This is a genomic window from Pseudomonas brassicacearum, from assembly GCF_000585995.1.
Taxonomy (GTDB): Bacteria; Pseudomonadota; Gammaproteobacteria; order Pseudomonadales; family Pseudomonadaceae; genus Aquipseudomonas; species Aquipseudomonas brassicacearum_A.
Genome location: NZ_CP007410.1, coordinates 5,016,744 through 5,039,960, shown reverse-complemented (window position 1 = coordinate 5,039,960; position 23,217 = coordinate 5,016,744). Strand labels below are relative to the sequence as shown.

The 23,217-nt window shown below is 60.6% G+C and carries 18 protein-coding genes and 4 tRNA genes; 12 read left to right on the top strand and 10 right to left on the bottom strand.

Features of this window, described 5'->3' with window-relative positions; translation table 11 throughout:
- The first annotated feature begins 10 nt into the window (after nucleotides 1–10).
- The gene (locus CD58_RS21510) at nucleotides 11–1,219 is read left to right on the top strand and encodes an MFS transporter (protein ID WP_025215027.1); all 1,209 of its coding nucleotides are present in this window, start codon (nucleotides 11–13) and stop codon (nucleotides 1,217–1,219) included.
- Nucleotides 1,220–1,401: 182 nt separating this feature from the next.
- Nucleotides 1,402–1,953, top strand: coding sequence for a glutathione peroxidase (locus CD58_RS21505; RefSeq protein WP_025215026.1), 552 nt, complete (start codon nucleotides 1,402–1,404; stop codon nucleotides 1,951–1,953).
- Nucleotides 1,954–2,042: 89 nt separating this feature from the next.
- Here CD58_RS21505 and CD58_RS21500 read toward each other — a convergent pair whose 3' ends face one another.
- The 3 genes from CD58_RS21500 to CD58_RS21490 all read right to left on the bottom strand — a co-directional run bounded on the left by CD58_RS21500 (nucleotide 2,043) and on the right by CD58_RS21490 (nucleotide 4,445).
- Nucleotides 2,043–3,317 carry an OmpP1/FadL family transporter gene (locus CD58_RS21500; RefSeq protein WP_025215025.1) on the bottom strand — a complete coding sequence of 425 codons (1,275 nt, stop codon included), beginning with the start codon at nucleotides 3,315–3,317 and terminating at the stop codon, nucleotides 2,043–2,045.
- Between the two features lie 144 nt (nucleotides 3,318–3,461).
- Nucleotides 3,462–3,944 (bottom strand): hypothetical protein, encoded by a 483-nt coding sequence (locus CD58_RS21495; protein WP_025215024.1) that lies wholly within the window; start codon nucleotides 3,942–3,944, stop codon nucleotides 3,462–3,464.
- A gap of 276 nt (nucleotides 3,945–4,220) precedes the next feature.
- Nucleotides 4,221–4,445, bottom strand: a complete 225-nt coding sequence (locus CD58_RS21490) for a hypothetical protein (RefSeq protein ID WP_007898912.1) — start codon at nucleotides 4,443–4,445, stop codon at nucleotides 4,221–4,223.
- 1,103 nt (nucleotides 4,446–5,548) lie between these two features.
- Between CD58_RS21490 and CD58_RS21485 the strand changes: the two genes are divergently transcribed.
- Together CD58_RS21485 and rmuC are read left to right on the top strand one after the other, a co-directional pair.
- Nucleotides 5,549–5,872, top strand: coding sequence for a sel1 repeat family protein (locus tag CD58_RS21485; RefSeq protein WP_080712597.1), 324 nt, complete (start codon nucleotides 5,549–5,551; stop codon nucleotides 5,870–5,872).
- Between the two features lie 175 nt (nucleotides 5,873–6,047).
- On the top strand, nucleotides 6,048–7,433 hold the full coding sequence (gene rmuC / locus CD58_RS21480; RefSeq protein ID WP_162178170.1) for a DNA recombination protein RmuC: 1,386 nt from the start codon (nucleotides 6,048–6,050) through the stop codon (nucleotides 7,431–7,433).
- Nucleotides 7,434–7,578: 145 nt separating this feature from the next.
- Here rmuC and CD58_RS21475 read toward each other — a convergent pair whose 3' ends face one another.
- Both CD58_RS21475 and CD58_RS21470 read right to left on the bottom strand, forming a co-directional pair.
- Nucleotides 7,579–11,049, bottom strand: coding sequence for a PAS domain-containing hybrid sensor histidine kinase/response regulator (locus CD58_RS21475; protein ID WP_025215021.1), 3,471 nt, complete (start codon nucleotides 11,047–11,049; stop codon nucleotides 7,579–7,581).
- Nucleotides 11,050–11,300: 251 nt separating this feature from the next.
- Nucleotides 11,301–11,840, bottom strand: a complete 540-nt coding sequence (locus tag CD58_RS21470) for a TetR/AcrR family transcriptional regulator (RefSeq protein ID WP_025215020.1) — start codon at nucleotides 11,838–11,840, stop codon at nucleotides 11,301–11,303.
- A 103-nt stretch (nucleotides 11,841–11,943) separates the two neighbouring features.
- Between CD58_RS21470 and CD58_RS21465 the strand changes: the two genes are divergently transcribed.
- From CD58_RS21465 to CD58_RS21450, 4 genes are all read left to right on the top strand, one after another.
- On the top strand, nucleotides 11,944–13,137 hold the full coding sequence (locus CD58_RS21465; RefSeq protein ID WP_025215019.1) for an MFS transporter: 1,194 nt from the start codon (nucleotides 11,944–11,946) through the stop codon (nucleotides 13,135–13,137).
- Nucleotides 13,138–13,216: 79 nt separating this feature from the next.
- Nucleotides 13,217–13,528, top strand: coding sequence for a cupin (locus tag CD58_RS21460; RefSeq protein WP_025215018.1), 312 nt, complete (start codon nucleotides 13,217–13,219; stop codon nucleotides 13,526–13,528).
- 103 nt (nucleotides 13,529–13,631) lie between these two features.
- Entirely contained in the window at nucleotides 13,632–14,780 is a 1,149-nt protein-coding gene (locus CD58_RS21455) for a TDT family transporter (RefSeq protein ID WP_025215017.1), read from the top strand.
- A gap of 80 nt (nucleotides 14,781–14,860) precedes the next feature.
- On the top strand, nucleotides 14,861–16,735 hold the full coding sequence (locus tag CD58_RS21450) for an MFS transporter (RefSeq protein WP_025215016.1): 1,875 nt from the start codon (nucleotides 14,861–14,863) through the stop codon (nucleotides 16,733–16,735).
- 107 nt (nucleotides 16,736–16,842) lie between these two features.
- On the opposite strand, the gene sugE is transcribed toward CD58_RS21450, so the two are convergent.
- The 3 genes from sugE to rdgC all read right to left on the bottom strand — a co-directional run bounded on the left by sugE (nucleotide 16,843) and on the right by rdgC (nucleotide 19,308).
- Nucleotides 16,843–17,157, bottom strand: coding sequence for a quaternary ammonium compound efflux SMR transporter SugE (gene sugE, locus CD58_RS21445; protein WP_025215015.1), 315 nt, complete (start codon nucleotides 17,155–17,157; stop codon nucleotides 16,843–16,845).
- A gap of 117 nt (nucleotides 17,158–17,274) precedes the next feature.
- Nucleotides 17,275–18,243 carry a bile acid:sodium symporter family protein gene (locus CD58_RS21440; protein ID WP_025215014.1) on the bottom strand — a complete coding sequence of 323 codons (969 nt, stop codon included), beginning with the start codon at nucleotides 18,241–18,243 and terminating at the stop codon, nucleotides 17,275–17,277.
- 144 nt (nucleotides 18,244–18,387) lie between these two features.
- Nucleotides 18,388–19,308, bottom strand: coding sequence for a recombination-associated protein RdgC (rdgC, locus tag CD58_RS21435; protein ID WP_025215013.1), 921 nt, complete (start codon nucleotides 19,306–19,308; stop codon nucleotides 18,388–18,390).
- 160 nt (nucleotides 19,309–19,468) lie between these two features.
- Here rdgC and CD58_RS21430 point away from each other — a divergent pair.
- The 4 genes from CD58_RS21430 to CD58_RS21415 all read left to right on the top strand — a co-directional run bounded on the left by CD58_RS21430 (nucleotide 19,469) and on the right by CD58_RS21415 (nucleotide 19,985).
- Nucleotides 19,469–19,544 (top strand) — tRNA-Val (locus CD58_RS21430).
- A 19-nt stretch (nucleotides 19,545–19,563) separates the two neighbouring features.
- A tRNA-Asp gene (locus CD58_RS21425) sits at nucleotides 19,564–19,640 on the top strand.
- Nucleotides 19,641–19,815: 175 nt separating this feature from the next.
- Nucleotides 19,816–19,891, top strand: a tRNA-Val gene (locus tag CD58_RS21420).
- A 17-nt stretch (nucleotides 19,892–19,908) separates the two neighbouring features.
- Nucleotides 19,909–19,985, top strand: a tRNA-Asp gene (locus tag CD58_RS21415).
- 92 nt (nucleotides 19,986–20,077) lie between these two features.
- Here the strand turns inward: CD58_RS21415 and CD58_RS21410 are convergent.
- Together CD58_RS21410 and CD58_RS21405 are read right to left on the bottom strand one after the other, a co-directional pair.
- Nucleotides 20,078–21,214 carry a catalase family protein gene (locus CD58_RS21410; RefSeq protein WP_025215012.1) on the bottom strand — a complete coding sequence of 379 codons (1,137 nt, stop codon included), beginning with the start codon at nucleotides 21,212–21,214 and terminating at the stop codon, nucleotides 20,078–20,080.
- A 31-nt stretch (nucleotides 21,215–21,245) separates the two neighbouring features.
- Nucleotides 21,246–23,051, bottom strand: coding sequence for a di-heme-cytochrome C peroxidase (locus CD58_RS21405; RefSeq protein ID WP_025215011.1), 1,806 nt, complete (start codon nucleotides 23,049–23,051; stop codon nucleotides 21,246–21,248).
- Between the last annotated feature and the right edge of the window lie 166 nt (nucleotides 23,052–23,217).

Here is a 23,217-nt window from a genome sequence, read left to right as displayed (position 1 = left end):
GAGAATAAGAATGACATCGATGTGGCGTACTTGTGGTTGGGTCCTGGTGGGCAGCGCGCTGATCCTGGCGTTGTCCCTGGGCGTGCGGCATGGCTTCGGCCTGTTCCTGGCGCCCATGAGTGCCGAGTTCGGCTGGGGCCGCGAGGTGTTCGCCTTCGCCATTGCCTTGCAGAACCTGATCTGGGGCCTGGCGCAGCCGTTTACCGGCGCGCTGGCCGACCGCTTCGGTGCGGCGAAAGTGGTGCTGGTCGGCGGTGTCCTCTACGCCATTGGCCTGGTGTTCATGGGCATGGCTGACTCGCCATGGTCGCTGTCGTTGAGCGCGGGTCTGTTGATTGGCATCGGCCTGTCAGGCACGTCGTTCTCGGTGATCCTCGGTGTGGTCGGGCGAGCCGTGCCGCCGGAAAAACGCAGCATGGGCATGGGCATCGCCAGTGCCGCCGGCTCCTTCGGCCAGTTCGCCATGTTGCCCGGCACGCTGGGGCTGATCGGCTGGCTCGGTTGGTCGGCGGCCTTGTTGGCGCTGGGACTGCTGGTGGCGTTGATCGTGCCATTGGTGAGCATGCTCAAGGACGTCCCGGCGCCGCTGCTGGGCCATGAGCAAACCTTGTCCGAGGCGTTGCGCGAGGCGTGCAGCCATTCGGGGTTCTGGCTGCTGGCGATCGGTTTTTTTGTCTGCGGTTTCCAGGTGGTGTTCATCGGCGTGCATTTGCCGGCCTACCTGGTGGACCAACACCTGCCGGCCAGCGTCGGGACCACCGTGCTGGCCCTGGTCGGGCTCTTCAATATCTTCGGCACCTACACCGCCGGCTGGCTGGGCGGACGCATGTCCAAGCCCCGGCTGCTGACGGGGTTGTACTTGGTGCGAGCGGTGGTGATCGGCTTGTTCCTGTGGCTGCCGGTGACCACCACCACGGCCTATGCGTTCGGGATGGCGATGGGCTTCTTGTGGTTGTCCACCGTGCCCTTGACCAATGGCACCGTCGCGACCTTGTTCGGTGTGCGAAATCTCTCGATGCTCGGTGGGATCGTGTTCCTGTTCCACCAGTTGGGTTCGTTCCTGGGCGGCTGGTTGGGCGGGGTGGTGTATGACCGCACCGGCAGTTACGACCTGATCTGGCAGGTGTCGATCCTGCTCAGCTTGTTGGCAGCGGCGTTGAATTGGCCGGTGCGTGAACGTCCGGTGGCGCGCCTGCAGGCTCAGGCCGGTGCAGCATGAGTCGCGTCGGCCTGTGGTTGGTCGCGGCCGGCGCCGGCCTGCTGCTGGCGATCGCCTGGTGGGGCTGGCATCAGGGTGGGTTGGCCTTGATGCAACTGGGCATGGGGACGTGCTGAACAATGGACGGCAACGGACGCTGCGAGTAACGTCGTGGTCTGACATGCTTTTAAGGAAAAACGGACATGTTGATGCGCTGGTTTGCTGTTCCCGCTCTGTTACTGGCTGTGGCCGGGCCGGTATGGGCGGCCGATTGCCCGCCGTTGCTGGAAGGTTCGTTACCCAAGTTGCGGGCCAAAGAGACCATCGACCTGTGCCAACGCTTCGCCGGCAAGCCACTGGTGGTGGTCAACACCGCCAGCTTCTGTGGCTTCGCCCCACAATTCAAAGGCCTCGAGGCGCTTAACCAGCGCTACAAGGATCGAGGTCTGCAAGTGCTGGGCGTGCCGTCCAACGATTTCAAGCAGGAGTCCAAGGACGGTGCTGAGACGGCCAAGGTCTGCTATGTCAATTACGGTGTGACCTTCACCATGACCGAACCGCAACCGGTGCGGGGGACTGATGCCATTCCGTTGTTCAAGCACCTGGCTGAACAATCCGGCGCGCCGAAATGGAATTTCTACAAATACGTCGTGGATCGCCAAGGTAAGGTGATCGCCAGCTTCTCCAGCCGGATCAAGCCCGATGATCCTGAGTTCATCAAGGCCGTAGAAGCTGCCATCGCTTCGAAGCCCTGATCGCCAACCACGAAAAAGCCCCGGCTCTTTGCAGAGTGCGGGGCTTTTTTCGTTATAGCGGGCGAGGCGTTCAGCTTCGCCGTGGATCATCAGAAGCGGTAGGTCGCACCGACACCGAAACCGTTGGCGCTGTTTTCATATTCGGCGTTGTAGGTTTGACCCAGCGCATTGCTGCGGTTGATGTTGACTTTCTCTTCCTTGAGGTAGGAGTAAGCCACGTCGATGGTCAGGTCATCGGTCGGGCTCCAGCCGGCACCCAGGCTGAAGATGGTCCGGTCGCCGGTCGGGATGCGTGGCGAGCGGTCTTGGTTGTTGGTAGGCGACTGGTCGAAGGACAGGCCGGTACGCAGCACCCATTGCTTGTTCAGCTGGTAGGACGTGCCGATGGCGTAGGCCCAGGTGTCGTGCCAGTTTTGTTCTTCGGTGATGGTGCCGAAAAGGGTTGGGTTCAGGGCGCCGCCACCCGTTACGTCGTTGTTTACGGTGATTTCTTTCAGGCGGCTCCAGCGGGTCCAAGTGCTGCCAGCGTAGACGGTCCAGGCATCGTTGAGCTGCTGGGTAACCGAGAAGTCCACCGACTCAGGGGTCGTGATGTCCAGCGAAGCGTCGTAGCGTGCTCCGACGAGTACGCCAGGAAAAACGGGAGTACCACCAGGAGTCACTTCAGTGTGGCCTTCGAGCTTGTACTTGACCTTGGAGTGATAGGTCAGGCCAACACGGGTGGTGTCGGTTGCCTGGACCAGCAGCCCGACGTTGTAGCCGTAGCCAATGTCGTCGCCCTTGATCTTCACATCGCCGTTGGTAGACAGGCCTGGTACGTCCAGCGACGATTCCAGCGAACCGGAAATCCGGTTAATCGTCGGACCAAAACCAATCGACACCTTGTCATTGAACGCATAGCTGACAGTCGGCTGGAAGGTCACGACCTTCACTTCGCTCTTGCTGCCGAAGTTACGGCCCTGGAAGCTGTTTTCGTAGTCGGTGATCAGGCCGAACGGTGCGTAGACACCCAGGCCGAAAGCCCATTGATCATCGATAGGCTTGACGTAGTAGCCCATCGGGACGCCCGTGAGCGGCACCATGTCGCCCTTGTTGGTACCGGATTGGGTGCCGCTGGCATCGTTGATATCGGTAGAAGCGTCAATGGCGGCGAAACCACCGGTGACTTGCTGGCGCTTGAGGCGCGACATGCCGGCAGGGTTGCCAAATACAGTGCTTGCGTCGTCGGCAGCGGAAGAGCGACCCGCGAAACCAGTCCCCATGCCACTGATGCTTTGTTCGTTCAAAGCAAAGCCACTGGCGAAAAGCTGAGTGGACGCCAAGGTCACGGCAAGTCCAAGGGTGGTTTTGAGTATTTTTTTCATTGTTAGAACTCCTGATGATCACCGGGGCGAAAATTACCAACATTTTCGTTCAAGCGCCATAGCCTGATTTGCTTGATTTAGAGCGGTTTTGTAGGACAATCCGACCAAATTCGCGACCGTTGTAGGAAGTTTCCAAATTTCCCGTCAGCAAGCGACCTGACTCAACGGTGAAACACAGTGTTGCCAAGCGTAGGTGAAATCTCGCAAACGTCCTTGAGGATGGAAGGTCTGACGCCAGATCCGGGCCATGCCCAGCAGATCATCGGCTTCGGGAAGCGGGGTGTTCTGTTCCTCCACCAGCAGCCAGGCAATGGCCGTGGCGTAGCGCAGGTTGACGGTTAATTCCAGATGCGGGCCGCTGAGAAAGGCGTGCTGGCTGGCCAGGCCACGCACCAGGCTGGCACGCTCCGGGTCCAGTGCCAGGTAATGGTCCCACAGCGCCTGGTGGCGGGGCTCGGGGATGCGATAGAGGCCATGCCCGCGACGGTCATGCAGGGCCGAACCCAGGGCCGACTGGCTGGCGGCAATGCCCAGCAGCAGGGATTCCGCCGTTGCACTGTGGCGCCCCAGGTACAGGAGCGTCGGGCGGATCACATATCGACACAGTTCGCTGGCAGCGATACCCATAAAACCCTCGAAGTGTGAAAAGGGCGGGACCTGAAGGGTGTGGGTTTGGCAGCAGTGGATCGGTTCAGGCCCGCCGGAAGCGGCTCATGCCGCTTGACTTGAAGTGTAGTGTCATATTCCCGCTGTAAAGGACTGTTTTTAAAACATCTTCAGCGAACGGTTATAACCCTTATATCCCTCGGTGCTTAAGCCGTTTCGTTTTGTTGAGAAATTCCAGGCAATAAAAAGCCCCGCTTTTTGGGCGGGGCCTTTGGGTTTTCAGCCTTTTCTGGCGTCTCAGGCAACCAGTGCCTGACGGGTACGCTCGATCACGGCCTGCAGCGGTTCGGCGCTGGAGTATTGATCGGGGTACAGGCGTTCGCTGTGACGAGCGATGCCGTGTTCGTTGACCAGGGTGAAGCTGAAGCAGCCTTTGCGAGCAGCCATGATCAGGCAGTTCATTGGGGCAAAAGCGTTGGTCAGGGTGCGGATAGCGTCCTGGGTATGGATTTGAGTAGACATGTTATGGGTGTTCCTACAAATGACACGGTTAAGAACCGTGCAACGTTAAAACGTTCCAGTAACGTCGACCACCATTGGTCGAACGAAGAACCCGACTGGAACAAAGCAGCCAGTTTGAGCGCTATAAAAAGTGCGCGCTTGGGCTGGCAGGTAGGTACTTAGGAGGGCAGGCAACACATCAAGGGCAAAGGTTCTGGGCCCGGGGTGAAGATCCTGATCAATTTGCAGGTTGGTTCGGTCAGAGTAATGAGCTTGGCAACACCCTTTGCATTGGATCAAAGGCTGTGTTGGTGCAAGGGTTACCTGGAAACCATCGAGGGGGTCGGTCTCTTTTTATCGGTGAGGCTTCTCTTGAGGGAAGGCTGACCGCGGAGATGTGTTCGACCCGGAATTGACTTTCAGCTTGGTACTAACGCTGCGGATACTAACGGAACGAATGACTGAAGGGAAGGGCGTTGGTTAAAAAATATTCAAACGGGCCATAAGAGCAAAGCCAAGCCATGACTGTTTGCACCGAGGACAGGGTGGACACCTGTACGGAGACAAGGTGGACACTGACCCCTTGGGGAGGGAGCTTGCTCCCGCTGGGGCGCGAAGCGGCCCTGTTTTTGGGGCTGCTGCGCAGCCCAGCGGGAGCAAGCTCCCTCGCCACCGACATAGCACAGGATTCCAAGGCCTGCGGTGCATCCAAGCCCACTGTTGCGCCAGGCAGTCCACCAAGGTTATCCCCAGGTTCTGCTGCCAAACACACCAAAAAAACGCAGCCTTATAACCCCTTCGGGTGTTACTTGTGCACACTCACGACGAGGCTTGTCACCGAACTGTCATGTGCGAACAATCCGAGGTGGGTGCCTGTGTCCAAAATTTAAGTCAATGAAAAACATCGCTTTTTTTTACTGGTGAAAAAATCGTCAGTTTGAGCGCAGGCCCCGTGTCATAGGGGTTGCGGAGAGTTCAGGGTGGGTTGTCCACTGAGTTATCCACAGCTTCTGTGGATTGTCCCAAGCGCTTGCTCTAGAACGGGCGTGCCGGTTTTTTTCGACTTTACCCGTGCGAAAAAAGGAGTAGAGTGGCGCGCCTTCCGATCTAGCCCACAGTGCGTTATGAAGTTTCGCTCAGTATCAAATCCTGTTACTTCCACACCCTCTGGTGTTACCCCACCCAAGCGCATGTCGATGCGTGTGGCCGAGTGGCTGCTCGACAGCCCGCGCCTGGGAGAAAGCCCCAGTGTCAAACATCTGGCCGGCCGTCTGCTCAAGCAACCGGCCCGTGAAGGCGTGGTGGCTGCGCAGAGTCGTCTCGGGCAGCTGATGTGCCGTGAATGCGGGAACGCGCGGGACCGACGCATTGGTCACGACCTGCTGCGCCAAGCCGCCCGGGCCGGGGATCAACGCGCCCGCCTGGCACTGGGTGAAATCGAAGACTGAGCTGGGCAACCCCCGGCCGCTTGGTTAACCTTCGGGCTTTATTTCATCGGCAGGAATTTTCATGGCTATGGATTTGACCAGCCTATTGTTGGGCCTGGCGGGCGCGGCGCTGCCGTTGCTTGCGCTGGCCTGGCACCTGCAACGCCAGGCCAGCGCCGCACAGACCGCACAGGCCCTGCTGGAAGAACGCTTGGCCACCGCCCATATGGCCCACGATGGCCTCAATGCCCAGCTCGATGCCTGTCGCGACGAAATCAGCGACTTGAGCCAGGCCAACGCCGCCAAGCAAGCCGAGCTAGCCGCCGCCTGTCGCGAAGTCGAGCTGTTGCAGATCGAGCGCGACAATGCCCGGGACGCGGCCCATGCCTGGAATCTGGAGCGTGCCGGTAAAGAAGCGGAGCTGCGGCGGCTCGATGCCCAAGCGGCTTCGTTGCATGCCGAATTGCGCGAGCAGCAGGAAAGCCATCAGCAACGGTTGGATGATCTGCAAGGTTCGCGCGATGAGCTGCGGGCACAGTTCGCCGAGCTTGCAGGAAAAATCTTCGATGAACGTGAGCAACGTTTCGCCGAAACCAGCCAGCAGCGCCTGGGCCAGTTGCTCGATCCGCTGAAGGAGCGCATCCAGTCCTTCGAAAAACGTGTCGAAGAAAGCTATCAGGCTGAGGCTCGGGAACGGTTCTCCCTGGGCAAGGAGCTGGAACGGCTGCAGCAACTGAACCTGCGCCTGAGCGATGAGGCCACCAACCTCACCCGCGCCCTCAAAGGCCAGAAGACTCAAGGTAACTGGGGTGAGTTGATCCTGGAGCGGGTGCTCGAACACGCGGGCCTGGAGAAGGGCCGCGAGTATCAGACCCAGGTCAGTCTCAAGGGGCCGGACGGCGAGCGTTTCCAACCTGATGTATTGATTTACCTGCCCGGCGACAAGCAAGTGGTGGTCGATTCCAAGGTTAGCCTCACGGCCTATCAGCAGTACGTGGCCGCTGAGGACGACGCCATTGGCCAACATGCCCTCAAGCAACATGTGGCGTCGTTGAGAGCCCATGTCAAAGGCTTGGCCGGCAAGGATTACAAGCGCCTGGACGGTCTGCACAGCCTGGATTTCGTGTTGTTGTTCGTGCCGATCGAAGCGGCGTTTTCCGCCGCCCTCCAAGCCGAGCCGAACCTGTTCCAGGAGGCGTTTGACCGCAATATCGTGATTGTCAGTCCGACCACGCTACTGGCGACGTTGCGGGTGATCGACAGCTTGTGGAAACAGGAGCGCCAGAGCCAGAACGCCCGGGAAATCGCCGAGCGGGCGGGGTGGCTGTATGACAAGTTCGTGCTGTTCATCCAGGACCTGGACGAGATCGGCGGTCGCCTGCAGCAATTGGACAAAGCCTACAGCGCAGCGCGCAACAAACTGACAGAAGGGCGCGGCAACCTGATCAGCCGCAGCGAACAGCTCAAGCTGCTCGGTGCCCGGGCGAGCAAGAGTTTGCCCGCCGATTTGCTCGAACGCGCGATGACGGATGCGGATGGACTGCCTGAATTGCCTGAAGAAACGGCAAAAACCCGGGATTGATGAAACCCTTAGGCTTGATGCAAAACCCTGTGGCGAGGGAGCTCGCTCCCGCTGGGCTGTGCAGCAGCCCTTTTTTTGTGAGTGCTGCGCACTCAAGCGGGAGCAAGCTCCCTCGCCACAGAGGCCACCCTACCTCCCCAGTTCCCTACAACGGCAAATGCCGACTCAACAACGCCCGCAACGCCGCCGGCTTCACCGGTTTAGCCAGATAGTCCAAGCCCGCCGCATGCACCTGCGCCACCATCTCAGGCCGGCCGTCGGCGCTGATCACCACGCCTGGGATCGGTTCACCCATGCGCGTGCGCAGCCAGGCCATCAGCTCGGTGCCGGTTTCGCCGTCGTCCAGATGAAAGTCCACCAAGGCCAGTTGCGGTCGCCCGCCCTGGGCGAGCCAACGCTCGCATTCTTCGCGGTTGCGCGCGGTCCATACCTGGCAACCCCAGCGTGTCAGCAGGCTGCTCATGCCGATCAGAATGCTGTCTTCGTTATCGACACACAGCACCTGAGCGCCGCTGGGTAAATGGCCATTGAGTTCGGCCACCGGGCTGGGCGCGACTACCTGTGTGCCGGCCAGCGGTACGCTGACGCTGAATACACTGCCGCGCCCCGGCCAGGAACGCACGCGCAAGGTATGACCCAGCACACGGCACAGCCCGTCGGCAATCGCCAAGCCCAGGCCGAGGCCTTTTTCGGCGCGGGTCTGGTGGCTGTCCAGGCGTTTGAATTCTTCGAAGATGACCTGCTGTTTGTCTTCGGCGATGCCCGGCCCGCGATCCCAGACTTCCAGGCACAACTCGCCGTTGCGGCGCCGTACACCTAGCAGCACCGGGCCTTTGGCATAGCGAAAGGCGTTGGTGAGAAAATTCTGCAACACCCGCCGCAGCAGCTTGATGTCACTGTCGACCCGCAGTCGCGAGCTTCGCACCCGGAATTTCAGGCCTTGTTCCTGGGCCAACGCGGTGAACTCGGCGCCAAGGGTGCCAAACAGTTCGTTGAGGGCAAACGGCTTGCGGTCGGGGTTGATCTTGCCGTTTTCCAGGCGGGAAATGTCCAGCAAATCAGTGATCAGGTCTTCGGCCGAACGCAGCGAGCTGTCCAGATGATGCACCAGTTGTCGGGCCTCTTCCGGCAAACCCTCGTGTTGGTGGGACAGCGCGGCGGAGAACAGGCGCGCGGCATTAAGCGGCTGCATCAAGTCATGGCTGACGGCCGTCAGGAAGCGCGTCTTGGATTGATAGGCCGCTTCGGCGGTGCTTTTGGCGTCGGTCAGCGCCAGGTTCAATTGCGACAATTCCCGGGTGCGCTCGGCCACCCGTTGCTCCAGCCCTTCGTTGGCTTCGGTCAGGGCCTGTTCGGCTTCGCGGAAGGCGGTGATGTCGGTGAAGCTCATGACGAAACCGCCGCCGGGCATCGGGTTACCGATCAGCTCGATGACCCGGCCGTTGGGGAACAGGCGTTCGGAGGTATGAGCGCGACCCTGGCGCATCCAGTGCAGGCGCCGGGCGACATGCACTTCCGCCTCGCCCGGGCCGCAGAGGCCGCGTTCGGCGTTGTAGCGGATGATGTCGGCAATGGGCCGTCCGACGCTGATCAAGCCGTCCGGATACTTGAACAACTCCAGGTAGCGACGGTTCCAGGCCACCAACTTGAGGGATTGGTCGACCACGCTGATGCCTTGGGTGATGTTCTCGATGGCACCTTGCAGCAGGGCGCGGTTGAACTGCAACACTTCCGACGCTTCATCGGCGATCCGCACGACGTCTTCGAGCTGCATTTCCCGACCTTCAATGGCGGCTTTTACCACCGCTCTTGTCGAAGAGGCGCCGAGTACGCCGGCCAGCAGGCGTTCGGTGTGAGCGATCCATTCGCTGTCGGCATTCTGGCTGGGGTTGAAGCCTTTGCCCTGGCGGTAGGCAAAGCGGATGAAACTCTGACGCGCCCGTTCCTCACCGACGAAGCGTGCGGCCAGTTGCAGCAGGTCTTCGATGTGCACCGCCAGCATCGAACGGGCGCTGGGGCGGGCGCTGATTTCCTGGCCGATGAAGCGCCCGGCCTGCCAGTGTTCCGACACGCGCGTGCGCGACAGCATGGACACCCAGGCAAACAGAATGAAGTTCCCGGCCAGGGACAGCACGACCCCTTGGGTCAGTGGGGTAATCGGCAGGTTCAAGGGGTTGCCGTGCAGCCAGGCGAGGCCCGGGAAGCTGCTGAGCGACCAGCCCAGGCTGTGGGCGGCGATGGGCAGCACCAGGGTGTAGAACCACAGGAAAATGCCCGTGGCGAGACCGGCGAACACACCACGGCGGTTGGCCTGTTTCCAGTACAGCGCGCCCAACATGGCCGGGGCCAGTTGGGTCACGGCGGCGAAGGCGATCTGGCCGATGGTCGCCAGGCTCGCCGTCGACCCCAACAGCCGGTAGCTGACATAGGCCAGCAGCAGGATCACCACGATGCTCACCCGCCGCACCGAGAGCATCCATTGGCGGAACACTTCGAATGGCCGCTCGGCGTTGTTGCGGCGCAACAGCCAGGGCAACAGCATATCGTTGGAAACCATGGTGGACAGCGCCACACTCGCCACGATCACCATGCCGGTGGCCGCCGAGGCACCGCCAATGAAGGCCAGCACCGCGAGGGCCGGGTGGGCCTGGGCCAGTGGCAGGCTGATGACGAACGAGTCTGGCAGCACGGAGCTGGGCAACATCATTTGCCCGGCGAGGGCGATGGGCACCACGAACAGTGCGGCCAGGGCCAGGTAAGCGGGGAACACCCACTTGGCCAGGCGCAGGTCCTGGGGTTCGATGTTCTCCACCACGGTCACGTGGAACTGTCGCGGCAAACAGATGATTGCCATCATCGCCACCCCGGTCTGCACCACCATGGACGGCCAGTTGATGGTTTCTTTCCAGTATTGCTCCAGGCGCGGCGCGAGCATCGCCTGATTGAACAGGTCGTCGAAGCCGTCGTAGAGGCCGTACGTCACGAACGCGCCGACCGCGAGGAAGGCGAACAGCTTGACCAGGGATTCGAAGGCAATCGCCAGCACCATGCCCCGGTGGTGCTCGGTGGCGTCCAGGTTGCGGGTACCGAAGACGATGGTAAACAGCGCCAGGATCAGCGAGACGATCAGCGCGGTGTCCTGGGCACGGGTGCCCATGGCATCGGCGCCGGCGCCGATCAGCAGGTTCACGCCGAGCACGATACCCTTGAGCTGCAAGGCAATGTACGGCAGCACGCCCACCAAACAGATCAGCGCGACCACCACCGCCAGGGACTGGGACTTGCCGTAGCGAGCGGCGATGAAGTCGGCGATGGAGGTGATGTTCTCCTGCTTGCTGATCATCACCATTTTCTGCAAGACCCACGGCGCCAGCACCAGCAACAGGATTGGCCCGAGGTAGATCGGCAGGAACGACCAGAGTTGTTCGGCAGCCTGGCCCACGGCGCCAAAGAACGTCCAGCTGGTGCAGTACACCGCCAGCGACAGGCTATAGACCCAGGCCCGCACCCGTGGCGGCAGCGGCGTGCTGCGCCGGTCGCCGTAGAAGGCGATGGCGAACATGATGGCCATATAGGCCAGGGCAACAACGGCGATCAGCCCGCTGGACAGCGACATGGAAACTCCCGAACAAAGACACCGGTGCGTGGGCCCGACAGGACAGTCTGGCATGCCCGCTCGGGTTCGTCAGTGTCGACCAAGGTCGAGGCGTGGCGGGGTGTCGCGGATGGCGGTAAACATAGGGTGAAGAGAGGTTTGGGCGGGCCTCATCGCGAGCAAGCTCGCTCCCACCTGTTGGATCTTCAGTGGACACATTATTTGTACACGACTCGATCAGTGTGGGAGCGAGCTTGCTCGCGATGACGGTGTTACTGCCCCAACGCGATATCCACCAACCGATACAATTCCTCGACCTCCAGCGGCGCGGTCGCGAAGAGAATGCGAAACACCGTCGGCGCCACCACCACATTGATCAGCCGCTCGATACCCGGGTTTGGCGCCTCGGGATAGCGATCCAGGATGATCTGCAACTGGGCGCTGAGGATGCCCACGCAATGCCCCGGCGTCGCGCAGGCCTGGATGTCGCGCATCATGTTGCGACCGGGCTCGGAACTCATTTCGTCCAGGTACTGTTCGGCCCAGGCCAGCAGGTCGCCGCGCAGGCTGCCGGTGTTGGCCGGTTCGCTGTCGGGGCGCATGCGGGCGATGGCGACGTCGGCCAGCAGCGCCGGCAAATCGCCCCAGCGCCGGTAGATCGTCGACGGCGTGACGCCCGCGCGCGCAGCGATTTGCGGCACGGTCAGAGTGGCGCGGTCCTGCTCCTGGAGCAGGGCACGGACCGCCGAATGGATCGACTCTTGGACCCGGGCGCTTCTGCCGCCCGGGCGTAAACCTTCTTTAATAGCCATGCATCGGACCTTAACACAAAGAATTTGCTTTAAGCGCACATCGGTAGCACACTCCGCAAAAGCAAAAAATTAGCTTTTGTGTATGCCTTCGTGGAGCGTGCCCATGTCTCGTCCAGCTTCGACCGGTGCCAGCCTGATATTCCTGGCGATCACCTTGCTCGGTTTTCTCGCCGCGTCCAGCGCGCCGACGCCGTTGTATCACCTCTATCAGGAACAATTGCAATTTTCCCCGGCGATTCTGACGCTGATTTTCGGGGTGTACGCCTTCAGTCTGTTGGCGGCTTTGCTGACCGTGGGGTCGCTGTCGGATTACCTGGGCCGCAAACCGGTGATCTTCGTCGCGCTGTTGCTCAATATGCTGGCGATGCTGCTGTTCATCAACGCCGACAGTGTCGCCTGGCTGGTCGGTGCCCGCTTGATCCAAGGTTTCGCCACGGGCATGGCCACCAGCGTGCTGGGCGCTGCGTTGCTGGATTTCGACCGTCGCCAAGGCCCGCTGATCACCAGTGTCGCGCCCTTGCTGGGCATGGCTGCTGGGGCGCTGGGTTGTGGCCTGCTGGCGGAATTCGCGCCGCGGCCCTTGCAACTGACGTATTGGATTCTGCTGGGGTTGTTCCTGCTTCAGGCGCTTTATATCTGGCGCCTGGCGGAGAGCGTCAGCCCGCAACCCGGTGCCTGGCAGTCGCTGCGTCCGACCTTGCATGTACCGGTCCAGGCGCGGCGCGCCTTGTGGTTGATCCTGCCCCTGAACCTGGCGGCCTGGGCGGTGGGCGGCTTTTATCTGTCATTGGCGCCGTCCCTGGTGCGGGCCGCAACCGGATCGACGTCCAACCTGATTGGCGGCGCACTGGTGGCGGTGTTGACGCTTACCGGCGCGCTGTCCATCTATACGCTGCGCAACCAGGGGGCAGACAAGATGCTGCGCCTGGCCGCCAGCCTATTGGTGATCGGCCTGGCATTGGTGTTGCTCGCGGTACACGGCGGTAGCTTGCCGTTGTTTTTCGTCGGCACGCTGGTCACCGGCAGCGGTTTTGGCGCCGGGTTCCTCGGCGCATTGCGCAGCATCATGCCGCTGGCCTTGCCCCATGAACGGGCCGGTTTGATGTCGGCGTTCTATGTCCTCAGTTACCTGGCCTTCAGCCTGCCCTCGCTGCTGGCCGGGAACCTGACGCGGGTATTCGGCTTGATTCCGACCACCGATGGCTATGGCGCGGTGCTGATCGTGTTGTCGGCTACTGCGTTGCTGGGTTTGTTGCGCCAGCCTGCAAAACCGCTAGGCGATGGACTTCGACCTTGAAAACGTTTGCATACTGACGCCGCTGTCGGCTGATTTGCGCTAGCCTTGGCGCCTCAGCCTTCTTTTCGGTCGATCGCTTTTGAAAATTATCCGCAGCAAATCCTTCACCGGCGACCGCGCCTGGGCGGCGCTGGACATCGCCAACATGAACGGCATCACCACGCGCTTGCACTGGACCGACCAGCCGTACAAATGGCACATCAATGACGGCCAGGAAGTCTTCGTGGTGCTCGATGGACAAGTGCAAATGTGCTACCGGGAGGAGGGCGTCGAAAAAGCAGCCCTGCTAGGTGTAGGGGATATTTTCTACGCATCGGTGGGCACCGAGCATGTGGCCAAACCGTTGGGCGAAGCGAGAATCCTGGTGATCGAGACCGAGGGCAGCGTCTGATGATTATCTGCTGGATCGATAACATATAGAGAAATTACCCGTTATATAGATATTCGATCCGGATCTAGCATGGCTCCACCTCATCCGAGGACAGGAGTTCGCCATGACATGCTGCGCCGCCAAGACCCGCTTTCGCCCACTGAGCCATTTGCCCAGGCCGTTGGAAGCCATTCGCCAATTCACGCCCAACTGGTTTGCCGTCGTCATGGGCACCGGTGTGCTGGCGCTGGCTTTGGCGCAATGGCCTGGGGAGGTGCCGGGCCTGCACCTACTGGGTGAAGGGTTATGGTTGTTCAACATGCTGTTGTTTGTGGTGTTCGCCGGCTTGTACACGGCCCGTTGGCTATTGTTCTTCGACGAGGCGCGGCGGATCTTCGGCCATTCAACGGTTTCGATGTTTTTCGGCACCATTCCCATGGGGTTGGCGACAATCATCAATGGCTTTCTGGTGTTCGGGCTGCCGCGCTGGGGAAGCGGTGTGGTGCCGTTGGCCGAAGCCTTATGGTGGTTCGACGTGGCCATGTCGATAGCCTGCGGTGTACTGATTCCGTTCCTGATGTTCACCCGTCAGGAACACCGGATCGACCAGATGACCGCTGTGTGGTTACTGCCGGTGGTGGCCGCCGAAGTGGCAGCCGCCAGTGGTGGGCTGTTGGCACCGCATCTGGCAGACGCTCATGGGCAACTGGTGATGCTGGTCACCAGCTACGTGCTCTGGGCTTTTTCCCTACCGGTCGCGTTCAGCATTCTGACGATCCTGCTGTTGCGCATGGCCCTGCACAAGTTGCCCCACGAAAACATGGCCGCCTCGAGCTGGCTGGCCCTCGGCCCCATCGGCACCGGCGCCCTCGGCATGTTGCTGCTGGGCAGCGATGCGCCGCTGATTTTTGCCGCCAATGGCCTGCCTGGCATGGGTGAAATCGCTGCCGGGTTGGGGTTGGTAGCGGGTATCACGCTGTGGGGCTTCGGGTTCTGGTGGATGTTGATGGCGCTGCTGATCACCGCGCGTTATTTACGCGCGGGCATCCCGTTCAATCTGGGCTGGTGGGGCTTTACTTTCCCCTTGGGCGTGTATGCGTTGACGACGCTGAAGCTGGCGGACCTGCTGAACCTGGATTTTTTCAGCGTGTTTGGGGGCGTGCTGGTGGCGATGCTGGTGGTGATGTGGCTGATCGTCGGGCGGCGTACCCTCGCGGGGGCCTGGCACGGTGAGTTGTTTGTGTCGCCGTGCATTGCGGGGCTGGCGAAATAATCGCTAAAGACAGGTAATGTGTGGCCTGGATCAAAAAGCGTCATTCCAATAAGCGTCCACGCCACTCAGGAACATGGAAGATGAGTCACCCTTCGCAGTTCACCTTGCTTCGCACGCGGCGCTTCCTGCCGTTCTTCATCACGCAGTCCCTTGGCGCGTTCAACGACAACATTTTCAAGCAGTCGCTGATCCTCGCCATCCTCTACAAGTTGACCATCGACGGTGATCGCTCGATTTGGGTCAACCTCTGCGCACTGCTGTTTATCCTGCCGTTCTTTCTGTTCTCGGCGTTGGCGGGGCAGTTCGGGGAGAAGTTCGCCAAGGATGCGTTGATTCGCCTGATCAAACTCGGCGAAATCGTCATCATGGCGGTCGGCGCGGTGGGCTTTGTGTTCGATCATTTATCGCTGATGCTGGTGGCGCTGTTTGCCATGGGCACCCATTCGGCGCTGTTCGGCCCGGTGAAGTATTCGATCCTGCCGCAGGCCTTGCGTGAGGATGAGCTCGTTGGCGGCAACGGCCTGGTGGAGATGGGCACGTTCCTGGCGATCCTGGCCGGCACCATCGGCGCCGGGATCATGATGTCCTCGGCGCATTACGCCCCCGTGGTGTCGACCGCGATCATCGGCGTGGCCGTGCTCGGTTACCTGGCCAGCCGCAGCATTCCGCGAGCGGCGGCGGCCTCGCCGCAAATGCGCCTGAACTGGAACATCTTCAGCCAATCCTGGGCCACCCTGAAACTGGGCTTGGGGCAAACCCCGGCGGTATCGCGCTCGATTGTCGGCAACTCGTGGTTCTGGTTTGTCGGGGCAATTTACCTGACGCAGATCCCGGCCTACGCCAAGGAGTGGATGCACGGCGACGAAACAGTGGTGACCCTGATCCTGACCGTGTTTTCGGTGGGGATCGCCCTGGGTTCGATGCTCTGCGAAAGGCTTTCGGGGCGCAAAGTCGAGATCGGCCTGGTGCCGTTCGGCTCGTTCGGGTTGACGGTGTTCGGCCTGTTGCTGTGGTGGCATTCCGGTGGAATTCCCGACAGTGTCGAGGGGCACGGTTGGCTTGAAGTACTCGGTTTCGGCCACGCCTGGCTGGTGCTGATCGACATCCTTGGCCTGGGTGTCTTCGGTGGTTTCTATATCGTGCCGCTGTACGCCTTGATCCAGTCACGCACCGTCGAAAACGAACGGGCGCGGGTGATCGCCGCCAACAACATCCTCAATGCGTTGTTCATGGTGGTCTCGGCGCTGGTCTCCATCGTCTTGCTGAGCCTGGCCAAACTGTCGATCCCGCAACTGTTCCTGGTGGTGTCGCTGCTGAACATCGGCGTCAACGCCTACATCTTCAAAATCGTCCCCGAATTCAGCATGCGCTTCATGATCTGGCTGCTGAGCCATTCCATGTACCGCGTGGAGCATCGCAACCTGGAGACGATCCCCGATGAAGGCGCCGCGCTGTTGGTCTGCAATCACGTGTCCTTCGTCGATGCCTTGCTGATTGGCGGCGCGGTGCGTCGGCCGATTCGCTTCGTGATGTACTACAAGATCTACAACCTGCCGGTGTTGAACTTCATCTTCCGTACCGCCGGGACGATTCCGATTGCCGGGCGCCAGGAAGACATTCACATCTACGAAAAGGCCTTCACCCGAATCGCCCAATACCTTAAGGACGGTGAGTTGGTGTGCATCTTCCCGGAAGGAAAACTGACGGCTGACGGTGAGATCAATGAGTTCAAGAGTGGGCTGACGCGCATCCTCCAGGAAACCCCGGTACCGGTGATTCCCCTGGCGTTGCAGGGGCTTTGGGGCAGTTTCTTCAGTCGCGATCCAAGCAAGGGGATGTTCCGTCGGTTCTGGTCGCGGGTGACATTGGTGGCGGGTTCGGCGGTCGCGGTAGAGGCGGCAACGCCTTCGAGTTTGCAGGCATTGGTGGGAGATTTGCGCGGCACCGTCCGCTAGGACAGAAAAACTGTGGGGGCGAGCTTGCTCGCGATTGCAATCTGTCTGCTGGCGTTGATGTCGCAGGCAGACCGCTATCGCGAGCAAGCTCGCTCCCACAGGTCCATTCAGGCGCTGACCTTGAGCCCTACCAGCCCGACGATGATCAACGCCACACTGGCCAACCGAACCAGTGCCATCGACTCGCCAAACAAAATGATCCCGGCGATCACCGTGCCCACGGCACCGACCCCGGTCCAGATCGCATAGGCCGTGCCCAAGGGCAACTCCTTCATCGCCAGGCCGAGCAGCCCGAGGCTGATGGCCATGGCGGCAATCGTCAGTGCAGTGGGGAGAGGGCGGCTGAACCCGTCGGTGTACTTCAGGCCGACCGCCCAGCCAACTTCGAACAGGCCAGCAAAAAATAGAATGATCCAGGACATCAGGCACCTCATCGATGGATGGGGTCGTCCCCGGATTCAAGACTCAATCGAGTGGCGGGGTCGTCCCCGCAGTGGATGGATAGAGTGCCCATGATCGGGCACTCGATCAAGTCTGCCTCAGTCGGCGGTTTGCCGGGCGGCTAGCGTTTCACGGTCCTGTTTTTCGCTCATGCGCCGGAAGTACGTCGAGAGCAAAGCCCCGGAAATATTGTGCCAGACGCTGAACAGCGCGCTGGGGACTGCCGCCAGCGGCGAGAAATGCGCGCTGGCCAGGGCCGCGCCCAAGCCGGAGTTCTGCATGCCCACTTCCAGCGCCAGGGATTTACGCTGGGCCAGCGGCAGCTTGAACAGGTGCCCGGTGAAGTAACCCAGCAAAAAGCCGAAGCTGTTGTGCAACATCACCACGGCCATGATCAGCAGGCCCGATTCGGCAATTTTCGCCTGGCTGGCGGCTACCACAGCGGTGACGATGATGACGATGCTCACCACCGACACCAGCGGCAACACCTCCACGGCATGACGCACCTTGTCCCCCAGCAGCCGTTGCGCGACCACGCCCAGCACGATAGGCAGCAGCACCACTTGCAGGATCGACCAGAACAGTTCCATGAACGATACCGGCAACCACGCCGAGGCCAGCAGCCAGATCAGCGCCGGGGTCAACAGCGGCGCAAGCAGGGTGGTGACGGCGGCGATAGCCACCGACAGGGCCAAGTCGCCACGGGCCAGCCAGGTCATGACATTCGACGAGGTGCCGCTCGGGCAGCAGCCCACCAGGATCACGCCGACGGCGATTTCCGGCGGCAGGTGGAACACCTGGCAGAGCAACCACGCCACTCCGGGCATGATCACGAAATGGGCGACCACGCCCAAGGCCACGCGCCAGGGATGGCGCGCGACTTCGGCGAAGTCATCGAGCTTGAGGGTCAGGCCCATGCCGAACATCACCAGGCCCAGCAGCGGCACGATGGCGCTTTTCAGGCCGACGAACCACTGCGGTTGCAGGAATGCCACGACGGCGAAAATCAGTACCCAGTAAGCGAAGGTATTGCCGACAAAGCGGCTCAATGCAGCCAATGCACGCATGACCTGATCCTTATTCTTGATAACACCATAAAAACCAATGTGGGAGCGGGCTTGCTCGCGAAAGCGGTATGCCAGTCAACATAGTCGTTAACGGATACACCGCTTTCGCGAGCAAGCCCGCTCCCACAGGAGAATCACCAGCCTTTAGATCCCCTGCGGCATCTCTTCTCCACCCAACGCTTCAACCAGCGCCGGCAGGAACTCGCCGAACGTCAGCATCATCAGGGTGAAGCTGGCGTCCAACTGGCCGAGGGCTTCTTCGCCACCGTCCTGTTCCGCCTGGTCCTGCAGCAGGTCTTCGAACTTCAGGCGCTTGACCACCATTTTGTCGTCGAGCACGAAGGACAGCTTGTCCTGCCAGGCCAGCGACAATTGCGTCACTACCTTGCCGGTGTTCAGGTGCAGTTGGATTTCATCGCTGGTCAGGTCCTGACGCTTGCAACGCACGATACCGCCGTCTTCATGGGGGTCGCGCAATTCGCACTCATCCAGCACGAAGAAATCGTCCGCGGCTTTCTGGGTCTTGACCCAGTCGGTCATGGTGGCGGTCGGGGCCATTTTCACCGTCAGTGGGCGCACCGGCAGCGTGCCGATGACTTCGCGCAGGGTCGACAGCAGGTCTTCGGCGCGTTTCGGGCTGGCGGAGTTCACCAGGATCAGGCCCTGTTTCGGCGCGATGGCGGCGAAGGTGGACGAGCGACGAATGAAGGCCCGTGGCAGGAACGCCTGGATGATTTCATCCTTGAGCTGGTCCCGTTCCTTTTTATAGACCTTGCGCATTTGCTCGGCTTCGATCTCTTCGACCTTTTCCTTCAGGGCGTCGCGCACGACGCTGCCCGGCAGGATGCGTTCCTCCTTGCGAGCGGCGATCAGCAGGAAATCCTGGCTGACATGCACCAATGGCGCGTCTTCGCCTTTGCCAAACGGCGCGACGAAACCGTAAGTGGTCAACTCCTGGCTTGCACATGGACGCGCCAGTTTGGTGGCCAGTGCAGTTTCCAACGCCTCGGCATCAAAAGGCAGATCTTGGGTCAGGCGATAGATAAGCAGGTTTTTGAACCACATGGGGTGAGTCTCTCCTTTATACAAAGGGGGGCATTATTCTCTTCGCGGCGCCATAGGCCAACCCTTCGCTAAGCCTTTGGAAGGCATGAAAAAATTAATTTAAAAAGTGCTTGCCAGCTTAGGGAGTGCTCCGTAGAATGCGCGCCACACCGAAAGCGAAGGGTGATTAGCTCAGCTGGGAGAGCGTCTGCCTTACAAGCAGAATGTCGGCGGTTCGATCCCGTCATCACCCACCATTCGTTTCAAGTGTTACGCGCAGCGGTAGTTCAGTCGGTTAGAATACCGGCCTGTCACGCCGGGGGTCGCGGGTTCGAGTCCCGTCCGCTGCGCCATATTCGGTTATCTGGAACGCTGAACGCCAGATGACCACGGAAAGCCCGCTCACGCGGGCTTTTTGCTGTTTGCAGTTAATGCGATGTGCTTTTCTCAGGTTTTTTGCTGAATTTTCTATTTAAATCAGCGCGTTACGAAAAACTGTGAGAGAATGCGCCCCGCATCGAAAGTGAAGGGTGATTAGCTCAGCTGGGAGAGCGTCTGCCTTACAAGCAGAATGTCGGCGGTTCGATCCCGTCATCACCCACCAAACTTTCAATGTTACGCGCAGCGGTAGTTCAGTCGGTTAGAATACCGGCCTGTCACGCCGGGGGTCGCGGGTTCGAGTCCCGTCCGCTGCGCCATATTCGGTTTCCTGGCCCGCTGAACGCCAGGTCACCTACAAAAAGCCCGCTCAATCGAGCGGGCTTTTTGCTGTCTGGGATTTGCCGGCTATCTACTGCTCGGCATTACGGCTGTGACGGTAATCGCTGACCGCCTCATACACCGCTTTGCGCAAGCGGTTGATGCCGCCGATGGGGCGATGGGCCTCAATGCCGAACCAGGGGTTGAAGGACTGGTTGTCACAGGCCAGGTTCAGCTTGGGTGTATCGAAGTCCTGGGCCGGTACCTTGATTTTCGCCACCGTCTCGAACGGAGCATCACTTTCTCGCCATTCAATGCTGGTGTCTTCGATTGGCATGTACTTGCTCGGATCCTGGCGCTGGATCTGCAGGACAAAACACGCCGGCACCCGGTCTGTGGATAGCTGCTGATTCAGGGCGCTGCGCAGGAAATTCGGCAAGTCCTGGTTTTGCGCCGGCAGGGTATAGGCCGGGCAGTTGTCCGGGTCCGGCGCGACGCGAAACTTGGCGTTGGCTTCACCGAACTTGTAGGGCGATACGGAAAAGTACGTGGTCTGGGTCGGACTGGCCGGTGGCGGTGAGAGGGTCGCCAGGGCGATGAACAAATGGCGGATCTGCCAACTGCGTGGGTCCACGCTCGGAAAGAATGCCAGCGCTTTTTTGCCATCGGCCTGGGCCGCCACATTCTGACGATATTCGGCGACATCGCTGACGAAGAAGTTCGAGTGATTGAACATCACGAAATCCTGTTCGCCTTGTGATTGCCGATCAGCGAGCAGTTGCTTGCCCGGCACGTTCAGCAGCTTGATCGCCATCCCCCGTGCATCGCGCAAGCTGTCGAATTGAGGATAGGCGTTGCCGTTGGAGAGACGGATCGTTGCCTGCCAAGTCTTGCCCGGTTCGGCAAACACGCCTTGGCGCAACGGCGTCGGCAGGTCGTTCGGCACCTGGACCTCGGCCATGACGCAACCGTGCGCCTTGGCATGGGCGTCGCGCAGATAGCGCGTGCCTTCACGGTGCTGATCGACGATGCGGATCGCGGTCTGGATGATGTCCTGGGTCATGGCGGATTCGCCGGGCGGTATCTGCTCTTTGTCCGACACCGCCCCGCTGTGTTGCCAGGCGAACCAGGCCGTGGCCAGCGCCCAGCCGAGCAGGCCGATGCCCAGCAGCCACAGGAGCGTCTTGCCCAAAAAGGCGCCGAGGCGCAGCCAGAGCGTGATCAGCATGGGAAAATCCTTTTGCCTGAGAAGGTCATCATTACAGTTGCGACTCCAGCGGCCCGCCAAGCACCTTGAGGTACTCCAGCAACGCCCAGCGTTCCTGCGGTTGCAGTAGCCGGCCAATCACGCCGTTGCCCCGCTCACCGGCGCGGAATTCATGGCCACTGTTGTGGTTGCCGGTGATTCGGGTATCGAAGAGGAAACCATTGGTGAAGGCTTCGGTACGATAGCCCAGGTGGCGCGGATCGTATTCGAAGCTGCCTTTATAAAAGCTGGTCGCACGCTCGGCCTGGGGCGACAGCAGTTGATAGATCGTCGGCACCGAGCCGTTGTGCAGGAACGGTGGCGTGGCCCAGACGCCCGCCAGCGGCCGGGCCTTATAGGCGCGCAGTTCGCGTACGCCGATGGGCAAGCCGAAGCCGTCCAGGGCCGGGCGCTCGACGGGGGTGACGCCGGCGTCGCGGTAAGCGCGGTTTTCGACAAACGCGGTGACGTAGGCCAGGCCTTTGGCAACCGAGAGCTGGCTCATGTCCAGCGGCGCCGTCGGAGTCGGGTGCAGTTGCACGTCCAGTTTCGCCAGCTCGGCCGGATCCCACTGCAGGCTGGTCAGGTCGAAGCGATGGTCGGCAATGTTATTGGCGGTGCCCGGGTCGGTGCCGATCGCTTTCACTGGCAGCATGTGCAGTTGCTGAACCGGTCTGTCGGGCCCCTGAACCACTTTGGGCACATGACAACCGGCGCAGTTTTCGACGAACAGCGCCCGGCCCTTGCTGGCCAGAGGTTTGTCGATCGTGCCAAGCAGTGCCTCCGGCCACACCGGGGGCTTGAGCAATTGCAGGGTTTCTTCGATTTTATTCAGGTCGCGCACGCGCACGCTGGAGGGGTATCGCGCATCGCCCTGCAACGGCTTGCCCTGGGCGTCGAAGAAATTCAGCGTGGCACCCACGCCCAGCGCTTCGCCAACGTTGCGAGCCATGGGTTGTTGGGCCGAGCCGTTCCACTGCACCCAGTCGAACATCCATATATCCCACAGCTGCGGGTAATCCACCGGTGCGTTGGCAACCCGATAGTTTTCCGCCGAAATGGCATCGCCGAAGCTGGCATTGGCAATGCGACCAAAGGCGTCGGTGCGGCCGGGGCCTTCTTCGGTGGGGTAGAGGCCGCGATGGGTGTCGTTCCAGGCCACCCGTATGAAGGTGTACAGGGAGGCCTTGAATTGCTCGCGCAATTCTTCATGACGGGCATCGTAGTCCTTGCCCAGAACCTGGCGGGCAAAGCGTTCGAATTTCCACGGGTTGTAGTAGGTGGAAGCCAGACTGGCGACCAGTGCTTGTCCGAAACTGCCACCGCGCAGTGTCGGAACACTGGAAGGCAGGACGTGCTGCGCCGAGCCGCCATCAATCCTTATGGCTTGGCCCTTGAAGCGCAACTCGCCGGTGTGACAGGCGGCGCAGGTAATATCCAGAAACTCATCGCTACTGCCCGAATTCTGATGCCGTGCGAAACCCACCGGCAAGTTACCGGGATTGTTCGGCGAGGCTTTTTGCGCCGGGTCGACCAGGAAGCCGAACCGCGCCAGATAGTCCGGCGAAGCAAAGCGTTGTTGCGAAAACGGTAATTCGAGTGCCGTGAACCAGTCGTAGCGCAGGCCTTTGACCTGGGTGCCTTGGGGCGTGAAGTAATACGTCTGGCGCTCGGCGGCGCTCCATTGATCCAGGTAGTGCACCTGCTGGGCCGGTGTATAGAACGGCAGGCGAGGATTGGCGATGTAATAAAGCACCACGGCCACGGCGACAACAAGCAGCGCGAGGAGCAGCAAGAGGATGCGAGAGAGAAGGCGCACGGTAACGTCCTTGTTTTTTTGATATGCCCTTATGCCTCAGCGTCGCGCCACCGGCAAGTGGCCATTACCTGCGGGACGTTGGTCAGCGGCAATTTGTCTCTGTACGTAACGGATGACAGAGGCTTCATCGGCCCAGGATTAAAAAGCGTTTGCGGACGTGAACTTA

Bases quoted from the DNA above. Each gene is read 5' to 3' on its own strand.
- CD58_RS21510 (WP_025215027.1), top strand. From the start codon at position 11: ATGACATCGATGTGGCGTACTTGTGGTTGGGTCCTGGTGGGCAGCGCG.
- CD58_RS21505 (WP_025215026.1), top strand. From the start codon at position 1,402: ATGTTGATGCGCTGGTTTGCTGTTCCCGCTCTGTTACTGGCTGTGGCC.
- CD58_RS21500 (WP_025215025.1), bottom strand. From the start codon at position 3,317: ATGAAAAAAATACTCAAAACCACCCTTGGACTTGCCGTGACCTTGGCG.
- CD58_RS21495 (WP_025215024.1), bottom strand. From the start codon at position 3,944: ATGGGTATCGCTGCCAGCGAACTGTGTCGATATGTGATCCGCCCGACG.
- CD58_RS21490 (WP_007898912.1), bottom strand. From the start codon at position 4,445: ATGTCTACTCAAATCCATACCCAGGACGCTATCCGCACCCTGACCAAC.
- CD58_RS21485 (WP_080712597.1), top strand. From the start codon at position 5,549: ATGAAGTTTCGCTCAGTATCAAATCCTGTTACTTCCACACCCTCTGGT.
- CD58_RS21475 (WP_025215021.1), bottom strand. From the start codon at position 11,049: ATGTCGCTGTCCAGCGGGCTGATCGCCGTTGTTGCCCTGGCCTATATG.
- CD58_RS21470 (WP_025215020.1), bottom strand. From the start codon at position 11,840: ATGGCTATTAAAGAAGGTTTACGCCCGGGCGGCAGAAGCGCCCGGGTC.
- CD58_RS21465 (WP_025215019.1), top strand. From the start codon at position 11,944: ATGTCTCGTCCAGCTTCGACCGGTGCCAGCCTGATATTCCTGGCGATC.
- CD58_RS21455 (WP_025215017.1), top strand. From the start codon at position 13,632: ATGACATGCTGCGCCGCCAAGACCCGCTTTCGCCCACTGAGCCATTTG.
- CD58_RS21450 (WP_025215016.1), top strand. From the start codon at position 14,861: ATGAGTCACCCTTCGCAGTTCACCTTGCTTCGCACGCGGCGCTTCCTG.
- sugE (WP_025215015.1), bottom strand. From the start codon at position 17,157: ATGTCCTGGATCATTCTATTTTTTGCTGGCCTGTTCGAAGTTGGCTGG.
- CD58_RS21440 (WP_025215014.1), bottom strand. From the start codon at position 18,243: ATGCGTGCATTGGCTGCATTGAGCCGCTTTGTCGGCAATACCTTCGCT.
- rdgC (WP_025215013.1), bottom strand. From the start codon at position 19,308: ATGTGGTTCAAAAACCTGCTTATCTATCGCCTGACCCAAGATCTGCCT.
- CD58_RS21410 (WP_025215012.1), bottom strand. From the start codon at position 21,214: ATGCTGATCACGCTCTGGCTGCGCCTCGGCGCCTTTTTGGGCAAGACG.